Raw genomic sequence first — 18,978 nt, 5'->3', positions numbered from 1 at the left:
GTCCACATCCGAATATCTTAAATTCAGTTGATAAACTTTCGTGGTTATGCTCGAATTCCTCTCAATCGCACTAATGCTTGCATACATCGCGCTGAGAAACAGGTACCTCGGTTTCCTCGCATGGCTCCTCTTCGGCGTGAGCTGGCTCCTCAAGATCCCCCACTACCTTGAAATTTCCGATTACTACAACACCGCGATAATGGTTCTCGCCTTCACGCTGTTTGCGTTCATAGGCGCGACAATTCTGAAAACGAAGAATCAGGAGGTGTTCATCTCCGCAACGTCCGTGGCGTTCGTCTCCTCACTGATTTACTTCTCTTTCGCTTTAACAGATCTGAAGCAACTCCTCATCTCGCACACAGCAGACGTGACGGTTGGAGCTGCAAAGCTTCTGGGCTTTCAGTTCAACCGCTACGACTGGAACATACTTGAATACCACGGAAAGTACGTCGAAATAATTCTCGCGTGCACCGGAATAGAGAGCATGGCACTGTTTGCTGGTATAACGCTCTCCACGAGGGCAGACGTCACGAGGAGAGCGTATGCATTCCTCTCGTCGGTGCCGGTAATATACGTGCTCAACATTCTCAGAAACATATTCATAACCGCGGCCTTTGGCGATCAGTGGTTCGGCCCGGAAAGCTTCTACATCGCCCACCACGTAATTTCGAAGATTCTCGCGACAGTTGCCCTGATACTGATCTCCCTTTCAGTTTTCAGGTTTCTGCCAGAGTTTGCAGACCTGATCTTCAACCTGAAAGATGAGATGGTGAAAACATGGAGAGAGCGGGGCTGAGGATAATCCTGATCTCCACCGCACTGGCTGTGCTATCTTACCCCCTATCACACTCAGTTTCCGTGGTCTTCCTGCTCATTTCAGCCTTCACGGCCTTCTTTTTCAGAGACCCCGAGAGAGCGATTGGCGAGGGGATAACATCTCCTGCAGACGGGAGAGTTGACATCATCGAGGGAAACAGGATTGAAATCTTCATGGGGCTTCTGGATTGTCACGTTAACCGCTCTCCCTGCGACGGGATTGTGGAAGAAATCGTGCACATTCCCGGAAAGTTCAGTCCCGCTTTCATGAAGGGTCTCAGAAACGAGACCAACAGGATAACCATACGGAGTGACGATGGAATATACGTGGTGGAGCAGATAGCCGGCTTTTTCGCGAGGAGAATCATCTGCTACGTGAGGGAGGGCGAGAGGGTTAAAAAGGGGCAGAGGATAGGAATGATTGTGTTCGGCTCGAGGGTAACGCTTGAAGTCCCTGACGGGTACAGGTTTGTGGTCAGAGAGGGGCAGAAGGTGAAAGCCGGACAGACCGTGGCGGTGAAAGAATGAAAAAGCACATCGACGTTGCGGACTACTTCTCGTTCCTCAACTTGCTCTTCGGGTTCATGGCCATAGTGATGAGGGATCCACGCTACCTGTTCCTCGCAGCCCTGATGGACGGTTTCGACGGATACCTCGCGAGGAGGGGGTACTCCGGCAGGTACGGGAAGTACGTTGACTCTCTCGCAGATTTCGCATCGTTTGGTGTGGCCACGGCCTTCTTCTTCCCCACACTCTCGCTCGCTTACCTGCTTGCTGGGATGTACAGGCTCGCGAGGTTTACGGCTGAGCACCACGAAAACTTCATTGGATTTCCGATAACCTCGGCTTCGCTCCTCGTAATTTCCGTCAGAATTCTCACCGACGAGATCGTGGCGGGAGTTGTGAGTGTCATCATGGCGTTCCTGATGATAAGCAACATAGAATACAGAAAACTCAGGAACCCTGCACTTCTTCTTGTCTTCGCTGCGTGTCTGGTGGGCGGGCTGTTTCGGGTTGAGTTCGTCTACGCAATCCTGCTTCTCAGCACCCTCTACCTCCTCTCGCCACCTTTCTCCAGAAAATTGGGTAAATATTTTTAATCTGCAATTGAATTCCACTCCATGAACTTCAGGGAGATCGAGGAGAGGTGGCAGAGGGAGTGGGAGGCAAACGGGATTTTCCAGCCGGAAGTTTCCGATAAGGAGAAGTTCTTCATCACGATTCCCTATCCTTACCTGAACGGAAACCTGCACGCTGGTCACACGAGGACGTTCACGATTGGGGATGCTGTGGCAAGATACAGGAGGATGCTCGGGTACAACGTGCTGTTTCCCATGGGATTCCACGTCACAGGCACTCCGATCATCGGACTTGCGGAGCTCATAGCCAAGAGGGACGAGAGGACCATGGAGGTGTACACCAAGTACCACGACGTGCCCTACGAAGACCTTGTAAGGCTGACAACTCCGGAGAGGATAGTGGAGTACTTCTCGAGAGAGGCTGAAAGGGCCCTGAAGATGATCGGATTCTCCATAGACTGGAGGAGAAAGTTCACGACCATGGACGAAACGTATCAGAAGTTCATTGAGTGGCAGTACTGGAAGCTGAAGGAGAAGGGGCTGATAGTCAAGGGAAGTCACCCCGTGAGGTACTGCCCCAACGACGACAACCCCGTCGAAGACCACGACCTCCTCGCAGGCGAGGAAGCTACAATCGTCGAGTTTACCGTCATAAAGTTCAGGCTCAAAAGCGAGGATCTCATCCTTCCCTGCGCAACCCTGAGGCCTGAAACCGTTTTTGGAGTTACGAACATCTGGCTCAAGCCTGCCAGGTACGTGATAGCTGAGGTTAACGGAGAGAGGTGGCTCGTGAGCAGGGAAGCCTACGAGAAGCTGACCTACACAGACAAGCAGGTCAAGCTCCTCAGGGAGGTGGACGCGTCAGAGTACTTCGGAGAACTGGCTATCAACCCTGTAACCGGAGCGGAGGTGCCTGTTTTCCCCGCTGACTTCGTTGACACCGACAACGCGACAGGAGTCGTGATGTCCGTTCCCGCCCACGCACCCTTCGACTACGTTGCCCTCAGAGACCTGGAGAGGAGCGACGTGCTCGAAAAGTTTGGGGTTCCGAGAGATATGCTCTCCAGGATAAGGCCCATCGTGCTGATAAGGATAGAGGGCGAGAGCTACGAGGTCCCTGCAAGAGACATCGTTGAGGAGCTTGGGGTCAAGAGTCAGAGCGATGCAGACCTTCTTGAGAAGGCCACGAAGACGGTCTACAAGAAGGAATTCCACAAGGGTGTGATGCTCGAGAACACGGGGAAGTACGCGGGATTGAAGGTCTCCGTTGCCAAGGACAGGGTTCACGAGGACCTGATAAGAGATGGGAAGGGAGATGTTTTCTACGAGTTCAGCGAGAAGCCAGTGGTATGCAGGTGTGGCACCAGGTGCGTTGTGAAGGTGGTTAAGGACCAGTGGTTCCTCAACTACTCGAACCCCGAATGGAAGGAAAGGGTTCTGGAGTGGCTCGAGGAGATGACGATAATTCCAGAATACTACAAGGAGGAGTTCAGGAACAAGATCGAGTGGCTCAAGGACAAGGCGTGTGCCAGGAGGAAGGGGCTGGGAACGAGGATTCCCTGGGACAGGGAGTGGCTGATAGAGAGCCTCTCAGACTCCACAATTTACATGGCCTACTACATCATAGCGAGGTACGTGAACAAAGGGGTGCTAAAGGCCGAGAACCTCGTTCCGGAGTTCTTCGACTTCGTGTTCCTCGGGAAGGGTGACGTGAATTCCGTATCCGAGAAGTCCGGTGTTGACACCAGCCTTCTGGAGAGAATAAGGAGGGAATTCGAGTACTGGTATCCCGTCGACTTGAGGAGCAGTGGCAAGGACCTCGTTGCGAACCACCTGCTGTTCTTCCTGTTCCACCACGTCGCGCTCTTTCCGAAGAAGTACTGGCCAAAAGCGATAGCCGTGAACGGTTTTGTGAGCCTCGAGGGTAAGAAGATGAGCAAGAGCAAGGGGCCGCTGCTGACGCTCAAGAGGGCGGTCTCCGAATTTGGGGCAGACGTGACGAGGATGTACATTTTACACGCATCTGAGTACGACAGCGACGCGGACTGGAAGAGGAGAGACGTTGAGAACCTCTCGGCTCACCTCTCAAGGCTTTACAGCCTCGCGGAAAAGTACTACCTGAAGGATGTTTCGGAGCTAACGGATCTGGACAGGTGGCTGATCAGCAGGTTCCAGAAGGCCATCAGGAACACGAGGGAGGCGATGGACAGGCTGCAGACGAGAAGGGCGATAAACACCGCCTTCTTCGAGGTGATGAGCGACATCAGGTGGTACCTGAGGAGGGGTGGCGAGAACCTCGCGGTGATATTCGACGACTGGCTCAAGCTTCTCGCTCCATTCACTCCCCACATATGCGAGGAGATCTGGCACTGGAAGCACGACACCTTCATCAGCCTGGAGAGGTATCCGGAGTACGATGAAAGCAAGGTTGATGAGGAGCTGGAGATGGCCGAGGAGTACCTGAAGGTGCTGATAGACGACATAAACGAGGTCAGAAAGTTCGTTAAAGACACCAGAAGGGTGTACATCGTCTTCGCCGAGGACTGGAAGAGGGACGTCGTCAGGGTTGCGAGCGGTAAGGGCAACATGAAGGAGGCGATGAGAGAGCTGATGAAGGACGAGAGGTTCAGAGGAATGGCGAAGGAGGTGCAGAGCTTTCTCAAGAGGGTATTCAGGGAGGGCGTTGAGCTCACAGCTCTCGACGAGGAGGGCATAGTGAGGAGAGCGAAGGAATTCATAGAGAGGGAGACAGGGCTCGAAGTCGTTTTCGATGCAGAGAGGGTGCCTGAGGAGAAGAGGAGGGTTGCGATGCCCGGCAAACCGGCAATCTACATTGAGTAACCTTTTTTAATTTTCGTTCCAAAACTTTTTCATGGGAAAAACAAGAATCACGGTTTTCGTGCTGATATCCGCGATCCTCCTGATGTCCCTGACAGGTGCGGAGATTGTCGAGGTGAGAATCGAAGGAACCATCAATGAGGGGACGTATGTCCTCGTCAAGAGCGCGATGGACCTGGCGAGAGAGAGAAACGCGGATGCGATCCTGATAGTCGTAAACACGCCGGGAGGTCTGGTTTCCTCAACCGAGAAAATCATATCTCTGATCCTGAACAGCGAAATTCCCGTGCTCACCTACGTCCCCCCCGGAGCGTTTTCAGCTTCTGCGGGATCGCTGATAGTCGTTTCAGGAAACATAGCGGGAATGGCCAACGGAACGTCAATCGGAGCCGCGACCCCAATCTCTGTCGGCGTTGGAGAGCCGAGAGTTGAGGAGAAAGCCGTAAACTACCTTGCGAGCTACGCCAAGGCCATTGCCGAAAAGAGGGGAAGGAACGAAACGGCAATAGAGAGGTTCGTAACCGAGGCTTACAGCGCATCGGCGAGGGAGGCCTACAGATTCGGGATCATAGACGTGCTCGCAGATAGCAAGGCGGAATTCCTCAGGAAAATTGACGGAGCGGTTGTTGAGACCGCCGCAGGAGATGTTGTCCTTAAGACGGCAGGTAATGAAATCGTCGTGGTTGACAAATCACTCAAATCCCGGGTTCTCGAGCTGGTAACCTCTCCGGAGCTCGCGTCGATCCTTCTGATCATTGGCATATACGGTCTGATATTCGGCCTCACCTCACCCGGCCTCGGTGCGGAGGTCATCGGTGCTCTGTGCCTGATCATCGCTCTTTTCGGCCTTGGCATCATTGGTGTGAACTACATGGGCATAGTGCTCATACTTCTGGGCATAGCCTTTCTGATTGCAGAGCTTCTGACCCCAACTTACGGCGTTCTCGGCGTGGCGTCCATAGTCAGCATCGTCCTGGGTACGCTGATGCTGTACGACGAACCACTGATGCCGAGGGACTTCTACACGAGCTTCCCCATGCTGGTTGGAGGGATAGCGGGGGGCCTCGGGATAATCATGACGTACGCGATACTGAAGGTCGTGCAGCTGAGAAACGTCAGAAAGAAGGTGGGTGCAGAGTCCCTGATCGGTGAAAAGGGAGAGGTGGTGATGTTCTCCAATGGCAGGGGGATGGCAAGGGTCCACGGTGAACTCTGGAGAATTGAGAGCGACGACGAGCTCGCGAGAGGTGACGAGGTGGTCGTGGTGGATAGAGAGGGGCTGAAGCTCAGGGTGAAGAAGGTATGAACGTGGAGGAAGAACTCAGAAAGGAAACTCTGAAGTGGCTTGAGAGGATAGAGGCACTGAAATTCGACGGTGACAGAAGGTTCGTCGAGAACATAAGGGCGTACATAAGTGACTCTCACTACTTCCTCGATAAGGGAGACCTCGTCAGGGCTTTCGAGTGCGTTGTGTGGGCGTGGGCATGGCTCGAAATTGGAAGAGATTTCGGATTTCTGGAGGTGAAGACCGATGAACCCGTATGAGATGGCCTGTTATCAGCTCGAAAGGGCCGCGGAGATAGCGGGCATTGACTACGAGGTGGTCGAATACCTTAAAGTCCCTGACAGGGCCGTCGAGGTCAAGATACCTGTCAGGATGGATGATGGGAGTTTGAAAATTTTCACGGGATACAGGGTTCAGCACTGCGGCATCAGGGGGCCGTACAAGGGTGGGATAAGGTACCATCCCAGCGTTACGATGGACGAGGTCAAGGCCCTTGCGATGTGGATGACGTGGAAGTGTGCCCTCGTCAACATACCGTTCGGTGGAGGGAAGGGGGGAGTCAGGGTTGACGCGAAGAAGCTCAGCAGGGGAGAGCTCGAGAGGCTTACGAGGAGGTTCACAACGATGCTCATACCTTTCATAGGCCCGGAGAGGGACATTCCCGCCCCCGACATGTACACCGACGAGCAGACAATGGCCTGGATGATGGACACGTACAGCGTGTACAGGGGCTATGCGGTTCCGGGAATAGTCACCGGAAAACCCGTCTCCCTCGGTGGATCACTCGGCAGAAACTCTGCAACTGGCAGAGGTGTTGCGATAATTGCAAGAGAGGCTGCGAAGACTGTGGGGATTGACATCAGAGGTGCAACCGTCGCGATTCAGGGATTCGGCAACGTCGGCTACTGGGCTGCAAAGACGCTGCACGAAATGGGCGCGACAGTGGTTGCGGTCTCGGACTCGAGGGGAGGCGTGTTCAACCCCGACGGCCTTGACCCGGACCACCTCATGGAGTTCAAGATGAAAAACGGAACGGTGGTCGGTTACTGCGATGAGCATTTAACGAACCAGGGGCTTCTCGAACTCGACGTGGACATACTCGTTCCCGCCGCGATAGAGAACGTCATAAACGAGAGCAACATGCGGAACATCAAAGCGAAGCTCATCGTAGAGGGTGCTAACGGCCCAATAACTCCGGAGGCGGAGGAGTATCTTGACAGGAGGTGCGAGCTCGTCGTGCCAGACATACTCGCCAACTCGGGGGGTGTCGTGGTTAGCTACTTCGAGTGGGTCCAGGACCTGGAGAGGTACTTCTGGGACCTCGAAAGGGTGAACGCGGAACTCGAGAGAATTCTCGTGAGGGCCTTCAACGACCTGGCGGAGGTGAGAAAGCAGTACGGAGACATACTCTGGAGAGACGCCGCGATGGTCGTGGCCCTCGACAGGGTGGTGGAGGCTTTGAAGAGGAGAGGAATATTTCCCTGATGCGGAAACATTATAATTCCCGCAAACCTCCTTTTTTTGATGTCTGCAATAAGGCTTTTCAGAATTGGCGGAATAGACGTGAAAGCCCACTACTCTCTGCTCATAATCCTGCTGTTCCTCACCTGGGTGTTCAGCGTTCAGAGTTACCCGTACGGATTCATGGGTCACGAAAATGCCCTTCTGCTTTCCGCACTTGCATCGCTGTCCCTATTCATCTCAGTTTTCCTGCACGAATTCGGTCACTCCATCGTGAGCAGAAAGATGGGGTACGGTGTGAAGGAGATAATCCTGTTCATTTTTGGGGGAATAGCCGTTCTCGAACGCCAGCCCAAAGGGATGAAGGAGGTCGTCGTTTCTTTATCCGGACCTGCTGTCAGCGTCGCGATAGCTGCGGTTTTCTACGTGCTCTCAACAACCGGAATTCCAAACCTCACCGAGTTTTCAGTCGTTCTATACAGAATAAACCTGATCATTGCCGCGTTCAACCTGCTTCCGGCCTTCCCACTCGATGGTGGCAGGGTGCTCAGGGGTCTGATGGCCGAGAGGGTCGGATACGAAAGGGCCACATTCATCGCTGCGGAAATCGGAAAGGCCTTCGCCGTGTTCATGGCGGTCTTCGGGATAGTGTACAACCTCTGGCTCACCCTGATAGCGATATTCATCTACCTCGGTGCAAATGAGGAGGAAAAGCTCTCCAGAATCGAGGCGATTCTCGGAAGGCTGAGGGTAAGAGACATAATGACGTCAGAGGTAAAGGTCGTGCATCCGGACATGAGCGTGGAGGAGTTCTTAGAGTTTGTCTTCAGAAACAAGCATCTCGGATACCCTGTGGTCGAAAACGGAAGGATCGTGGGGATCGTCACCCTGCACGACGTTACCGGAAAGGACAGGGGTCTGAGGATAAGGGACGTGATGAGCAGAGAGGTCGTAACGCTCTCCCCCGACGATCCCGCAATGGCGGCGTTCAGAATAATGAACGAAAGGGGCCTTGGAAGGATTCCCGTCGTGGAGGGCGACAGGGTTGTGGGAATAGTCTCCAAAACTGACCTCGTCAGGCTGATGCAGATTCAGGAGGTGCTGAGAGTTGGATGATGAGAGAAAGCTGATAATTGTCGGCACCGCCCACGTTTCGAGAAAGAGCATCGAGGAGGTCGAGAGAGTAATAGAGTCCGAGAGGCCGGATGCTGTTGCCGTTGAGCTCGACGTGAGGAGGTACAGGGCCCTAACTGGAGAAAAGGAAGAGATCAACCTCGCTGACGTGATAAGGAAGGGTAACGTCTTCCTGTTTCTGTTTCAGCTGATCCTGTCAAACTTCCAGAGGCGAATAGGAAAAGAGACGGGAGTCATGCCGGGGGAAGAGATGCTCAGGGCTATAGAGAAGGCCAGAGAGATCGGTGCAGATGTCCTCCTGATTGACAGGGACCTCGCGATAACCATGAGGAGGCTCTGGAACGAGCTCGGGTTCCTCGAAAAGCTCAGGCTCTTCTACCACCTGGCTGTGGGTTTCTTCCAGTCCGATGACGTTGAGGTGGACGATCTGCTTGAGAAAGACGTCCTCGACGTGATGGTCGAGGAGTTCAGGAAGATATCTCCCAAAACCGCCAGGATTCTGGTGGACGAGAGGGATGCATACATGGCCCACAACCTCATCCAGGCCATGAAAAGGTACAGGAAGGTGGTCGCTGTCGTTGGTGCAGGTCACAGGGAGGGGATCGAGAGGCTCATCCGGAACCCCGAGAGCGTTCTGAGCATCCACGATCTCGTCCAGGTGAAGAGCAGGAGGCTTGGTCTGGCAAAGATTGCCGGCATAGCAGTAACGCTGTTCGTTCTGCTCATGCTGATCTCCATCCTTGTGAAGCTCGGCACCTCCGAATTTCTGTCCGCGTTCCTCGTGTGGTTCCTGGCCAACGGCATACCTGCGGCAATCCTCGCTGCCGTGGCCGGGGCACACCCCCTATCGATTCTGACCGCGTTTTCTGTCGCGTGGCTCACGTCTCTCTCACCCCTCCTCGCTGCTGGATGGTTTTCCGGACTCGTCGAATTCTTTTTGAGGAAGCCATCCCAGAGAGACGTCGAAGATCTGCTGAGCGCTGAATCGCTGAAAGAGCTCTACGGAAACAGAGCGTTCCGGGTTATCATGGTCGCCGCCCTCACAAACATAGGCAGCATGATTGGAACTTTTTACGGGCTGTGGTACCTGTCAACACATTACGGGATAAATATAAAAGAGGTGATCTGGGGAATTGTAACAGGTGCCCTCAGGTTTTGATCCTATCGGGATTGAATCCCTTTTTCACGAGCAATTCCTTTACGCGGGCCACATGATTGCCCTGGAGCTCAATGGCTCCGTTCTTCACGGTTCCTCCGCACGCAAGCTTTGACTTAAGGTATTTGGCGAGTTCCTCGAGGTTGATCTCACTCCTGTCGATGCCCTCTATCACGGTAACCTCCTTACCGTACCTCCTCTTTGCAATCTTTATCGTTATCTGCTGCTGCTCCTTTGCCACTTCCTCGCAAACGCAGAGATCTTTCGGCAAACCGCAAACATTACATATGTCCAAGCCCATTTTTCTCTATAACCTCCTTCCGGTTTTTGAGATTAGTAAAATAATGCGAATTTTAATTTTTCGGTCGCAGAATGCAGTAGATTTAAATAGCCCTTTTTAAAGGAATTCTCAATGGACATTTACGGCTTTATCCGGGAGTACTTCATAGACTCCATTGTGTACAAGGAAGGGTACAACCCCGTGAATACCGCAACATTTGCACTGATCCTGATTGTCGCGATTTACCTCATATACAGGTACCTGAGCACGAGGGTCGAGTTCAACCTCAGGTTCGCCATTTACACTTTTCCCTACATCCTCCTCGGCTCGTCCACCAGGATAATCGAGGACGCGGGATTCGTATCGCCCCCCGTTTCGTACCTCCTCATGACTCCGTTCATATACGTCCTTGTATTCGCTGTCACGTTCACGTCACTGCTCGTGGCGCTCAGGAGTGATTACCGCTACTACCCAATCCCGGGTGTCGTGCTGTCACTGTCCGTTCTGGCGTTCCTGTTCACCCACCTGAGCGTTGAAAACTGGTGGGTGTTTCCGGCAGCCCTCGTGATAGCTGCGACAATCACCTCAGCGTATCACGCAATCTCGAGGAAAATTGAAGCGGACAACTTCAGCAAGGCAGTGCTCTTTGCACAGCTAATCGACGGATCAACGAGCTTTCTCGGAATACAGTTCCTCGGCTATTGGGAGCTCCACGTGGTTCCCAGGTACTTCATATCCCTGCTCGGTCCGTGGGTCATGATCCCGCTGAAACTTGCGGTCATAATTCCCATACTCTACATACTCGACAGAGAAGAGGAGGACAGGAACCTCGCAGGGTTCATAAAGTTCGTGCTCTTCACGCTCGGATTCGCGCCGGGAATAAGAAACGGCCTCAGAATGACCTTCGGGGTGTGAAGATGAAGAGTTTTGTCATCGTCTCTTTGATATTTGTCGCATCCCTCGTCGCCGGTTACGTTTTCAGCACGGCACATGTCGAGGAGTCCAGGGAGATTGTCAGCTCGACCTTCTCGGGCCTCCAGTTCGTGAAGGACCTGAAGCACTACGAACTGTTCGTTTTCATCTTCATGAACAACTCCCTCAAATCGTTCGCCGCGATGATACTCGGCATCGCGTTTGGAGTCGCACCGGTAATCTTCGTCGTCCTCAATGGAGTCATAATAGGCGTGGTTGTCGGCGTGATCAGCCCAGAGTTCGGGCTGTACAGGACCGCAATGATGCTGATCCCGCACGGAGTGCTCGAAATTCCTGCAGTTTTGCTGAGCTGCTCCTACGGTCTCGAGCTCGGAATTTACGCGTGGAGGAGATATCGTGGAGAAGACGTCGATCTCAGCAGGGTTCTGCTCGAATACATTGCGAGATTCGCAAAACTGCCACTCCCCGTGCTGCTCGTCGCGGCCCTGATCGAAACGTACGTGACGCCGGCTGTGGCAGGTATCTGAGATTTCGGACTGAAAAAATAGGAGAAAGGTTACTCTATGTTTATCCTCTTCTTGCTCTCATTCCTCGGGTGTTTCTTCTTTAGAACGACCTCGAGAACGCCGTTGTTGTATCTCGCCTTTGCAGAGTCTGGATCGACCTCATCCGGCAGGTCAACGACCTCATAGTACTTCCTGTTCTCACCCTCCGCCTTTATCTCCAGCTTGGTCTCGCTCGCGCTCAGCTCTATGTCCTCCTTGTTGACTCCCGGCATTTCCGCGATTACCTGAACCTCCTCGTCTGTCTCAATCACGTCAACGAGAGGCTTTCTCTGATCGACATCCTCCCTTATCGCTGGCTTCGTACCGAACTCCCTGATCTCCGGCTTTCCGTCGGGTCCAATCCTTATGCTGAACCCCCTGACTATCGGTCTGCCCTCCGAGAGTTCAGCAGTCCTTATGAGCTCGTCGAACTCCTTCATCATTCTCCTAAACAGCTCGTCGAACTCCTCGAACGGGAACCTGAAGAACTCATCAAACCAGTCCTCATCATCCCAGTCCCTCTTCTTCCTCCTCCAGGGCATCACCCATCACCTCCTTTCAAATGTTTAAAAAATTCAGGAGTACATCCTGTGAAAGTCCTTAACTATCTCCTCATACCTCTTAATGTCGTCCTTCGTTAGACTCGGCTTGACCTTCTCTATCGCCTTCATGAAGTGGTCCCTCGTGACCCTGATCTCCTTGATCGCCTTTCTGACTTCCTCCTCGGAGTACCTGGTCAGCGCCTCTCTAATTGCAGTGAGTCCCGCTTCCCTGCACACGGCCTCGATATCCGCTCCGCTGTAGCCCTCTGTCTTCTCCGCGAGCTCGTCCAGATCAACGTCATCTGCGAGTGGCATACCCCTCGTGTGTATTCTCAGTATCTCCCTCCTGGCCTCCTTGTCCGGCGGTGGGATGTAGATGTGCCTCTCGATTCTGCCAGGCCTCAGCAGTGCCGGATCCACCATGTCGGGTCTGTTGGTTGCTGCGATCACCACCACGTCCTTCAGCTCCTCAAGGCCGTCGAGCTCGGTGAGCAGCTGGCTCACGACCCTCTCGGTGACGTGCGAGTCTCCTATTCCACCCCTCCTCGGTGCCAGGCTGTCGATCTCGTCGAAGAAGATTATGCACGGCGCAACCTGCCTCGCCTTCCTGAACATCTCTCTGACGTGCTTCTCGCTCTCGCCCACCCACTTGGAGAGCAGCTCAGGACCCTTGACGCTTATGAAGTTGGCGTTGCTCTCATTTGCAACTGCCTTCGCAAGCAGCGTCTTTCCCGTGCCCGGTGGACCGTAGAGCAGTATGCCCTTCGGCGGCTTTATGCCGACCTCCCTGAACAGCTCTGGATACTTCATCGGCCACTCCACTGCCTCTCTGAGCTCCTGCTTGGCCTTTTCGAGCCCTCCAATGTCGTCCCATTTGACGTTGGGAACTTCAACGAGCACCTCTCTCATCGCCGACGGCTCTATGTTCTTCAGAGCCTCGAGGAAGTCGTCCATCGTCACCTTCAGGCTCTCGAGAACCTCGGCCGGTATCTCTTCTGCCTCAATGTCTATCTCTCCCCTCTCCATTCTCTTTCTGAGTGCGTGCATTGCAGCCTCCTTGGCGAGAGCTGCGAGGTCTGCTCCGACGAATCCGTTGGTGAGCTCCGCGATGTATTCGAACATCTCGTCGATGAGCCTCGTTTTAACTTCGCTGAATATCTCCTCATCCGCTTTGAGAGCCTCGACGATTCCCTCCTCGCCGTCTGCCTTCTCAACCGCCTCCAGCACCCTTTCGACTCTGCTCTCATCGAACCTGCCTGACCTTCTGAACTCTTCGAGTACCCTGAGCACGTCGCCCCTGCTGTAATCTGGCTCTATGGGCATACCCCTCGTGTGTATCTGCAGGATCTCCTTTCTGCCTTCCTTGTCTGGCACTCCGATCTCTATCTCCCTGTCGAACCTCCCCGGTCTTCTCAGCGCGGGATCTACGGCATCCGGCCTGTTGGTTGCGCCAATGACTATCACCTGGCCCCTCGCCTCGAGACCGTCCATTAGCGTCAGCAGCTGAGCGACCACCCTCCTCTCAACCTCTCCGGTAACCTCCTCCCTCTTCGGTGCGATGCTGTCGATCTCGTCGATGAATATTATGCTCGGCGCGTTTTCCTTGGCCTCCTCGAAGATCTCCCTGAGCCTCTGCTCTGACTCGCCGTAATACTTGCTCATTATCTCCGGTCCGCTTATGGAGATGAAGTGCGCGTCCACCTCATTCGCAACCGCCTTTGCTATCAGCGTCTTTCCTGTGCCGGGTGGACCGTGCAGTAACACTCCCTTTGGCGGCTCTATTCCGAGCCTCTGGAACAGTTCCGGATGCTTCAGAGGTAGCTCAATCATCTCCCTCACGAGCCTGAGCTCCCTCTTCAGTCCACCGATGTCCTCGTAGGTCACGTTGGGAACCTGCCTCTTGACCTCCTCGGCAGGCTTGTCCTTCAGCTCAACCTGGGTGCTCCTCGACACTATCACGACTCCAGACGGCTTGGTTGACGTGATGACGAAAGTCAGAACGTGTCCGAACACCTCCACCCTGATTCTCTGACCTCTGATTACGGGCCTGCCCTCGAGCAGCCTCTGCAGGTAGGCCTCACCACCCATCAGCCTAACAGGCTCAGTGGGGGCGAGCGTAATCTTCTCGGCAGGCTTTGCCTCCACCTTCCTGATCTTCACCCTGTCGTCTATGCCCACTCCCGCGTTGCTCCTTATGTTCCCGTCAATCCTTATTATCCTCTTTCCCCTGTCCTCCGGATAGCCGGGCCACACTATCGCCGGAACCTTGTTCTTCCCGGTTATCTCGACGATGTCACCACTCTGAAGTCCGAGCTCTGCCATCACATCTGGATCGACTCTCGCAATTCCTCTGCCGACGTCCCTGTGGTACGCCTCGGCAACCCTCAAATACACATCCTTACTCATGACCATCACCTCTCCATCTCAACTTCAGCTTCACCACACCACCTTCCTCAAATCTCGATACGAGACCGCTCTTCTCGAGTCTCATGAGCGCGAGGTTAACATCCTCATACGGAAGACCGAAGGTCTGGGAGATCTTTTCTGGGGTGTCGAGCCCCTTTATCATCGCGTACAGCACTATCTTGCTGACCTCGTCGATCCTCATTCTGTCGAGCTCTGCGATCATCCTGTCTATCAGCTCGTCTATCCTGTCTGAGACGTCCTTCTGAAGGAGTCTGAAGGCTCTCTCCATCTCCTTCAGCTTTTCAAAGACTTCGCTGAGCTCCTTCCCTGCCTTCCTGTTCATCATCGACGCGACCTCGCTGAACGTCTTCTGGAGCCCTCCGCTTTCCTCGTTCAGCACTTCAACGGCGAACCGGTGCGGCGAGATCGTTATGGATATGTTGAACGTCCTGTCGATGTAGTAGTACCTCCTTCTGCCCTCCTCGTAGCTCCTTATTATCCCGGCCCTCTCGAGCTTCTCAAGGTGCTCCAGAACGACCTTGGGCGCCATTCTGAGCGCGTAGGATATCTCGCTAACGTAGCACGGTTTTTTTGTGAGCAGCTGCAGTATCTTCCTTCTGCTCTCGTTGGCAAGCAGCTCCAGCAGTTCCTCCCAGCCCCTGTCCTTACTGTTATTTACTAACATTCGGTTAGTAATTTGCTGAAACTACTATATAAACTTTTCGGTAACATCACTGTGAGCGGGAGATGAATCAGGAGAAGCACAGAAAACTTAAAATAAAATTTGAGGCTCGATTTCAGGTGATGAACATCCCCGAGAAGTGTAAGGACTGCATGATATGCTACAGGAAGAAGAGGGAAAAGTAAATGGACATACTCGAGATAGCGGAGAGTTTCGGCATACTCCTCTTCAGGAGGAAATACGGCAGAGGATTCAGACCTCACCTCTCCATGAGGCTCGGTGGAGTTGACTTCCACATCGACTCTTCTCCAGGGAAGGGGTACAACCTCATAACTCACGCCCACTCCGACCACTTCGGGCAGAGGAACATGAAGAACTACAAGGCCGTGGCCTCCACTGAAACCGCAAAAATTCTCTCTGCGGTGACCGAGAAAAGGTTCGCTGGCAACACGTTCAGGGTCGGTGAGAGGATAACCCTTAGCGACATCGTGATTGAAACCTATCCCACCCACCACATGCACGGCTCCTCTGCGTACTTTTTCAGAGACCACGGGATTCTCATTACCGGAGACGTGAAGGACTACTCGGAGCTTCCGGAGTGCGAGCTTCTGATTGCAGAGGCGACGTACGGTCACCCGAGTCAGACATTCAGGGATGAGCTGGACAGGGTCGTTGATGCCGCAGAGAAGGGACACGAGCTCGGAGTGTATCCGATCGGAAAGGCACAGAGAATTGCGACGCTCCTCTCCGAGAACGGTATCGGATTCGAGACGACGGAGAAGATATCGCGCATATGTGATGCTCTCGGAATAGAGTACGACGACGGAGATGCCAAGCTTCTGCCACCCAAAATGGTCAAAAACGGATTCGTTCTGTCCGCTCAGAACTTTTACAGAAACAGGATAACCGTGAGCGACCACGTTGACTTCAGGGGACTGGTCGAAATGATCGAGCACTGCAACCCGGACTTCGTGATCTTTTACCACGGAAATCCCACAAAAAGGCTGCTGGAGGAAGTTGAGAGAAGCGGAAGAAAAGCCCTAACACTTTCCGACGTCAACGTCTGGCTTTGAAGCCCTGTAGGCAAGCACACCCGCGTAAAGGAAGGGTGTGTCGAGCAGCGCTATCAAAAGCTTGAGCGTGTACTGGCCGATAATCAGCTCCGCTACAGGCGCAACTCCGTAGAATGCGATGGTTATGAAAACGACCGTGTCTATCAGCTGAGACATGGCCGTTGATACGTTGTTCCTGATCCACAGGTGCCTGCCGGCCGTCCTCTCCCTGATGTAGTGAAACACGTACACGTCGTTGGTCTGGCTGATCAGGAATGCCGCGAAGGATGCGAGTACTATCCTCGGCGTGAATCCGAAGATCTGATTGAAAGAGGTCACAAAGTCCTCGCTGACGAATGGGGCTGGAGTCCACTGGAGGACGACGTATATCGACAGCAGGTATATGACGTTTGCCGTGAATCCCGCTATCACCGCCTTCTTCGCAACCTCCTTCCCGAAGATCTCACTTATGAAGTCTGTTATCAGAAACGTGATCGCGTACACGATAACTCCCGCAGGCGCAACTATCCCGCCGACAGATATCAGCTTCACGGCCACTATGTTGGCTATCACCGTTAGGACAGCATAAACTCCCACCAGAACCTCCACTCCGAACCTCCTGGTCATGGCTATCGCAAGGGTCACCGCGGATAGCGTGACTGCTGACCACGCAATGAACTCGCTGACAAGCATGAAAATATCCAGGACGGTGTCGGTTTAAAAAAATGACTAAGGTATGATCTCGGTCGTATTCAGGAATCTGGGATACCTGAGGCTGTCAATGTCTATCACACCCTTTTCGGCAAGTTTCAGGGCACTCGCCTTAACCCGCTCCATCTCTCTAATCAGGCTGATCGTGGCTTCGCAAAGCTTTCTGAACCCATATTCGCCCCACAGCCTCTCTCTGTTGGAAAAAAGACACCTCCCACCACATATCGAAAAGTACCTGCAGGAGGGGCACGGTTCGACGACTCCGACCCTTCTCGTAACACCCTCCCGTAGGTTACCAGCATGGTTCCACGAGAGGTCAGAGACGACGGGGCAAGCGACGATTCTGCCGTCCGTTGTAATTGCAAAGCTCTCAGATCCGCTACCGCATGGAGGTGAAGCGTGCGGTTCAAATATCATCGCGCTGAGAACTCCGAGGAAAGGCACGATTCCCGGAACGTCGCCTCTCTCGAGAGATCTCTCGAAGAAAACTGCGAGCTCCGAAATACCAGATTTGTACCTCTCCAGCCACCCGTCGAAGTCCACCCACATTCCGTCTGCGCTCCAGATCGCATCAATCTGCCAGTGTACGTGGGTGAACAGGCCGGAGTTTAGGAGGTGGAGGACGTCGAGATATATGTCGGTTTTCTGCGAGGCAGTCATGCGTGCGATGAGCTCACCCCTGCAGTGCTCCCGCACTCTCGCGACGTTTTCCATCACTCTCTCATAAACAGAACCTCTGTAGTAGTCCGTCACGCCCTTTCTTCCGTCAACAGACACGAGGATGCTCGAGAACCTGCTGATGTACTCCCTCTCAAGCCTGTGGAGGAGCAGTCCGTTGGTCTGCAGTATGAAATGCTCCGCTTCCACCTCATCCATGATCTTCTTTATTACATCAACCCTGAGGAGTGGCTCTCCACCGTAAAATGCAACGCTAACCCTCCCGTGAGAGTTCAGAAATTCAACGAGCTCCTCGATGTCGTAGGTTATGTCGCGGGGCATCACCGACTCATCTATGCTGCCTCCGCAGTACCTGCACCTCAGGTTGCACCTGCCCGTCAGCATCAGGATGAACAGCATCCGGTCAGAGCAGTTCTGCAAGGACTTTTAAATTTCCCATGTAGTACACCCCGTCCTCAATCGCGTAAACGTCCACCTCTCCCCCCTCGAACTCCCTCATGATCGGAGAAATGAAGGTGCCCTCGAGAACGTTGCTTCCAGTAAAAAAGGGGGAAAAAGCCGGAAGAACCCAGACTTCACGCTTTGCATTAACCGCGTGAAGAAAACACCTGAAGGAGTAGACCGCTCCTCCGTGCCTGACCTTTATCGAAGGGTGCTCGTGCCCCATGATCACCTTCGGGTCGCCGCATTCAGCGTGACCGTGAACCACCGCATAGCCCCCCACGTAGACCTTCTCGGAAAGCTTTACTCCATACTTCTCGAGTATTGCCGCGAGGTAGTTGTCGTGATTGCCCCTCACAACCTCGAGTTCCGCCCTACCCCTGACAGATTCTATGAATTTTCTGACATCCCTCCACTCTCCGGGAACGTTTCTGCTGAACTCGTGCTTTAAATCTCCTGCAACGACGATTCTGCTCAAACCGTGCTCATCAACAAGCTCGAGAACGCTTTCTATGAGCCATTCCACCTGAAGAGGTGGGATTGCAACACCCTTCTCCTCGAGGACACCCTCTATGCCGAGGTGCAGATCCGCGATTACCGCCGTGTCGCCGATGATTGCAGCGCCCTTCTCACTGAGTTCTGGCACTTCCACACCCATCGGTGTGCGTTGGTTTTCGGAGCTAAAAAATAATTGGGATCAGAAGTCGCCGTATATGAGTGCCCTGTAGAGCTCCTCATCTCCGTAACTCTTCGCCCTCTCAACCACACCTGCTATGTAGTTCATGTCACTGAGTGGTACAAACGATTATATACCGGTTGGCCCTGTCCCGAATGTAATAATGTTTTTTTAAGTATAAGTTGCATGCTTTTCTACCACACGTTGTGGTTTGCGAAAGCTCCAGGAAACTGGAGAATATGAAAAAGATTATATTCGGCAAC

General features: G+C 53.5%; 19 protein-coding genes. 12 read left to right on the top strand and 7 right to left on the bottom strand.

Annotated elements, in window-relative coordinates:
• Window positions 1–46 precede the first annotated feature (46 nt).
• Genes artA through ACXJJC_RS01405 form a run of 9 tightly spaced genes read left to right on the top strand, consistent with a single transcriptional unit; the run spans window position 47 to window position 9,772 of the window.
• Window positions 47–796, top strand: a complete 750-nt coding sequence (gene artA / locus ACXJJC_RS01445; RefSeq protein WP_456368836.1) for an archaeosortase A — start codon at window positions 47–49, stop codon at window positions 794–796.
• Window positions 778–1,344, top strand: coding sequence for a phosphatidylserine decarboxylase (locus ACXJJC_RS01440; RefSeq protein ID WP_456368834.1), 567 nt, complete (start codon window positions 778–780; stop codon window positions 1,342–1,344). The genes artA and ACXJJC_RS01440 overlap by 19 nt, the downstream gene beginning before the upstream one ends.
• A complete protein-coding gene (locus ACXJJC_RS01435) occupies window positions 1,341–1,916 on the top strand; it encodes a CDP-alcohol phosphatidyltransferase family protein (RefSeq protein WP_456368832.1) in 576 nt (191 codons plus the stop codon). Before ACXJJC_RS01440 ends, ACXJJC_RS01435 begins: the two co-directional genes overlap by 4 nt.
• Window positions 1,917–1,937: 21 nt before the next feature.
• Window positions 1,938–4,736 (top strand): leucine--tRNA ligase, encoded by a 2,799-nt coding sequence (gene leuS, locus ACXJJC_RS01430; protein ID WP_456368830.1) that lies wholly within the window; start codon window positions 1,938–1,940, stop codon window positions 4,734–4,736.
• A gap of 31 nt (window positions 4,737–4,767) precedes the next feature.
• Window positions 4,768–6,039, top strand: a complete 1,272-nt coding sequence (locus ACXJJC_RS01425; protein WP_456368828.1) for an NfeD family protein — start codon at window positions 4,768–4,770, stop codon at window positions 6,037–6,039.
• Entirely contained in the window at window positions 6,036–6,278 is a 243-nt protein-coding gene (locus ACXJJC_RS01420) for a DUF357 domain-containing protein (RefSeq protein WP_456368826.1), read from the top strand. Before ACXJJC_RS01425 ends, ACXJJC_RS01420 begins: the two co-directional genes overlap by 4 nt.
• Window positions 6,265–7,503 (top strand): Glu/Leu/Phe/Val family dehydrogenase, encoded by a 1,239-nt coding sequence (locus ACXJJC_RS01415; RefSeq protein ID WP_456368824.1) that lies wholly within the window; start codon window positions 6,265–6,267, stop codon window positions 7,501–7,503. Before ACXJJC_RS01420 ends, ACXJJC_RS01415 begins: the two co-directional genes overlap by 14 nt.
• A 39-nt stretch (window positions 7,504–7,542) precedes the next feature.
• A complete protein-coding gene (locus ACXJJC_RS01410; protein WP_456368822.1) occupies window positions 7,543–8,595 on the top strand; it encodes a M50 family metallopeptidase in 1,053 nt (350 codons plus the stop codon).
• Complete coding sequence (locus ACXJJC_RS01405) at window positions 8,588–9,772, top strand: TraB/GumN family protein (protein ID WP_456368820.1); 1,185 nt, start codon at window positions 8,588–8,590, stop codon at window positions 9,770–9,772. The genes ACXJJC_RS01410 and ACXJJC_RS01405 overlap by 8 nt, the downstream gene beginning before the upstream one ends.
• Here the strand turns inward: ACXJJC_RS01405 and yciH are convergent.
• The gene (gene yciH, locus ACXJJC_RS01400) at window positions 9,762–10,070 is read right to left on the bottom strand and encodes a stress response translation initiation inhibitor YciH (RefSeq protein WP_456368818.1); all 309 of its coding nucleotides are present in this window, start codon (window positions 10,068–10,070) and stop codon (window positions 9,762–9,764) included. The genes ACXJJC_RS01405 and yciH overlap by 11 nt on opposite strands.
• A gap of 111 nt (window positions 10,071–10,181) precedes the next feature.
• On the opposite strand from yciH, the gene ACXJJC_RS01395 reads away from it, so the two are divergent.
• Both ACXJJC_RS01395 and ACXJJC_RS01390 read left to right on the top strand, forming a co-directional pair.
• Window positions 10,182–10,964, top strand: coding sequence for a DUF63 family protein (locus tag ACXJJC_RS01395; RefSeq protein WP_456368816.1), 783 nt, complete (start codon window positions 10,182–10,184; stop codon window positions 10,962–10,964).
• A gap of 2 nt (window positions 10,965–10,966) precedes the next feature.
• On the top strand, window positions 10,967–11,509 hold the full coding sequence (locus ACXJJC_RS01390; RefSeq protein ID WP_456368814.1) for a stage II sporulation protein M: 543 nt from the start codon (window positions 10,967–10,969) through the stop codon (window positions 11,507–11,509).
• A gap of 29 nt (window positions 11,510–11,538) precedes the next feature.
• Here ACXJJC_RS01390 and hsp20 read toward each other — a convergent pair whose 3' ends face one another.
• From hsp20 to ACXJJC_RS01375, 3 genes are read right to left on the bottom strand one after another with little or no spacing between them, the layout of a single operon-like run.
• Window positions 11,539–12,069 carry an archaeal heat shock protein Hsp20 gene (gene hsp20, locus ACXJJC_RS01385; RefSeq protein ID WP_456368812.1) on the bottom strand — a complete coding sequence of 177 codons (531 nt, stop codon included), beginning with the start codon at window positions 12,067–12,069 and terminating at the stop codon, window positions 11,539–11,541.
• Between the two features lie 33 nt (window positions 12,070–12,102).
• Window positions 12,103–14,481 carry a CDC48 family AAA ATPase gene (locus ACXJJC_RS01380; protein WP_456368843.1) on the bottom strand — a complete coding sequence of 793 codons (2,379 nt, stop codon included), beginning with the start codon at window positions 14,479–14,481 and terminating at the stop codon, window positions 12,103–12,105.
• On the bottom strand, window positions 14,468–15,160 hold the full coding sequence (locus ACXJJC_RS01375; protein WP_456368810.1) for an ArsR/SmtB family transcription factor: 693 nt from the start codon (window positions 15,158–15,160) through the stop codon (window positions 14,468–14,470). Before ACXJJC_RS01375 ends, ACXJJC_RS01380 begins: the two co-directional genes overlap by 14 nt.
• A gap of 182 nt (window positions 15,161–15,342) precedes the next feature.
• Here ACXJJC_RS01375 and ACXJJC_RS01370 point away from each other — a divergent pair, with 182 nt between their 5' ends.
• Window positions 15,343–16,230, top strand: a complete 888-nt coding sequence (locus ACXJJC_RS01370; protein ID WP_456368808.1) for an MBL fold metallo-hydrolase — start codon at window positions 15,343–15,345, stop codon at window positions 16,228–16,230.
• On the opposite strand, the gene ACXJJC_RS01365 is transcribed toward ACXJJC_RS01370, so the two are convergent.
• From ACXJJC_RS01365 to ACXJJC_RS01355, 3 genes are read right to left on the bottom strand one after another with little or no spacing between them, the layout of a single operon-like run.
• Window positions 16,198–16,902, bottom strand: a complete 705-nt coding sequence (locus ACXJJC_RS01365; protein ID WP_456368806.1) for a queuosine precursor transporter — start codon at window positions 16,900–16,902, stop codon at window positions 16,198–16,200. The genes ACXJJC_RS01370 and ACXJJC_RS01365 overlap by 33 nt on opposite strands.
• A gap of 36 nt (window positions 16,903–16,938) precedes the next feature.
• The gene (locus ACXJJC_RS01360; RefSeq protein WP_456368804.1) at window positions 16,939–17,997 is read right to left on the bottom strand and encodes a TIGR04084 family radical SAM/SPASM domain-containing protein; all 1,059 of its coding nucleotides are present in this window, start codon (window positions 17,995–17,997) and stop codon (window positions 16,939–16,941) included.
• A 4-nt stretch (window positions 17,998–18,001) separates the two neighbouring features.
• The gene (locus tag ACXJJC_RS01355) at window positions 18,002–18,697 is read right to left on the bottom strand and encodes a metallophosphoesterase (RefSeq protein ID WP_456368802.1); all 696 of its coding nucleotides are present in this window, start codon (window positions 18,695–18,697) and stop codon (window positions 18,002–18,004) included.
• Window positions 18,698–18,978 lie beyond the last annotated feature (281 nt).

The sequence above is a fragment of the Geoglobus sp. genome (assembly GCF_054018175.1).
Note: the sequence above shows the minus strand (reverse complement) of the source record. Positions and strands in the feature narration are given on the sequence as shown.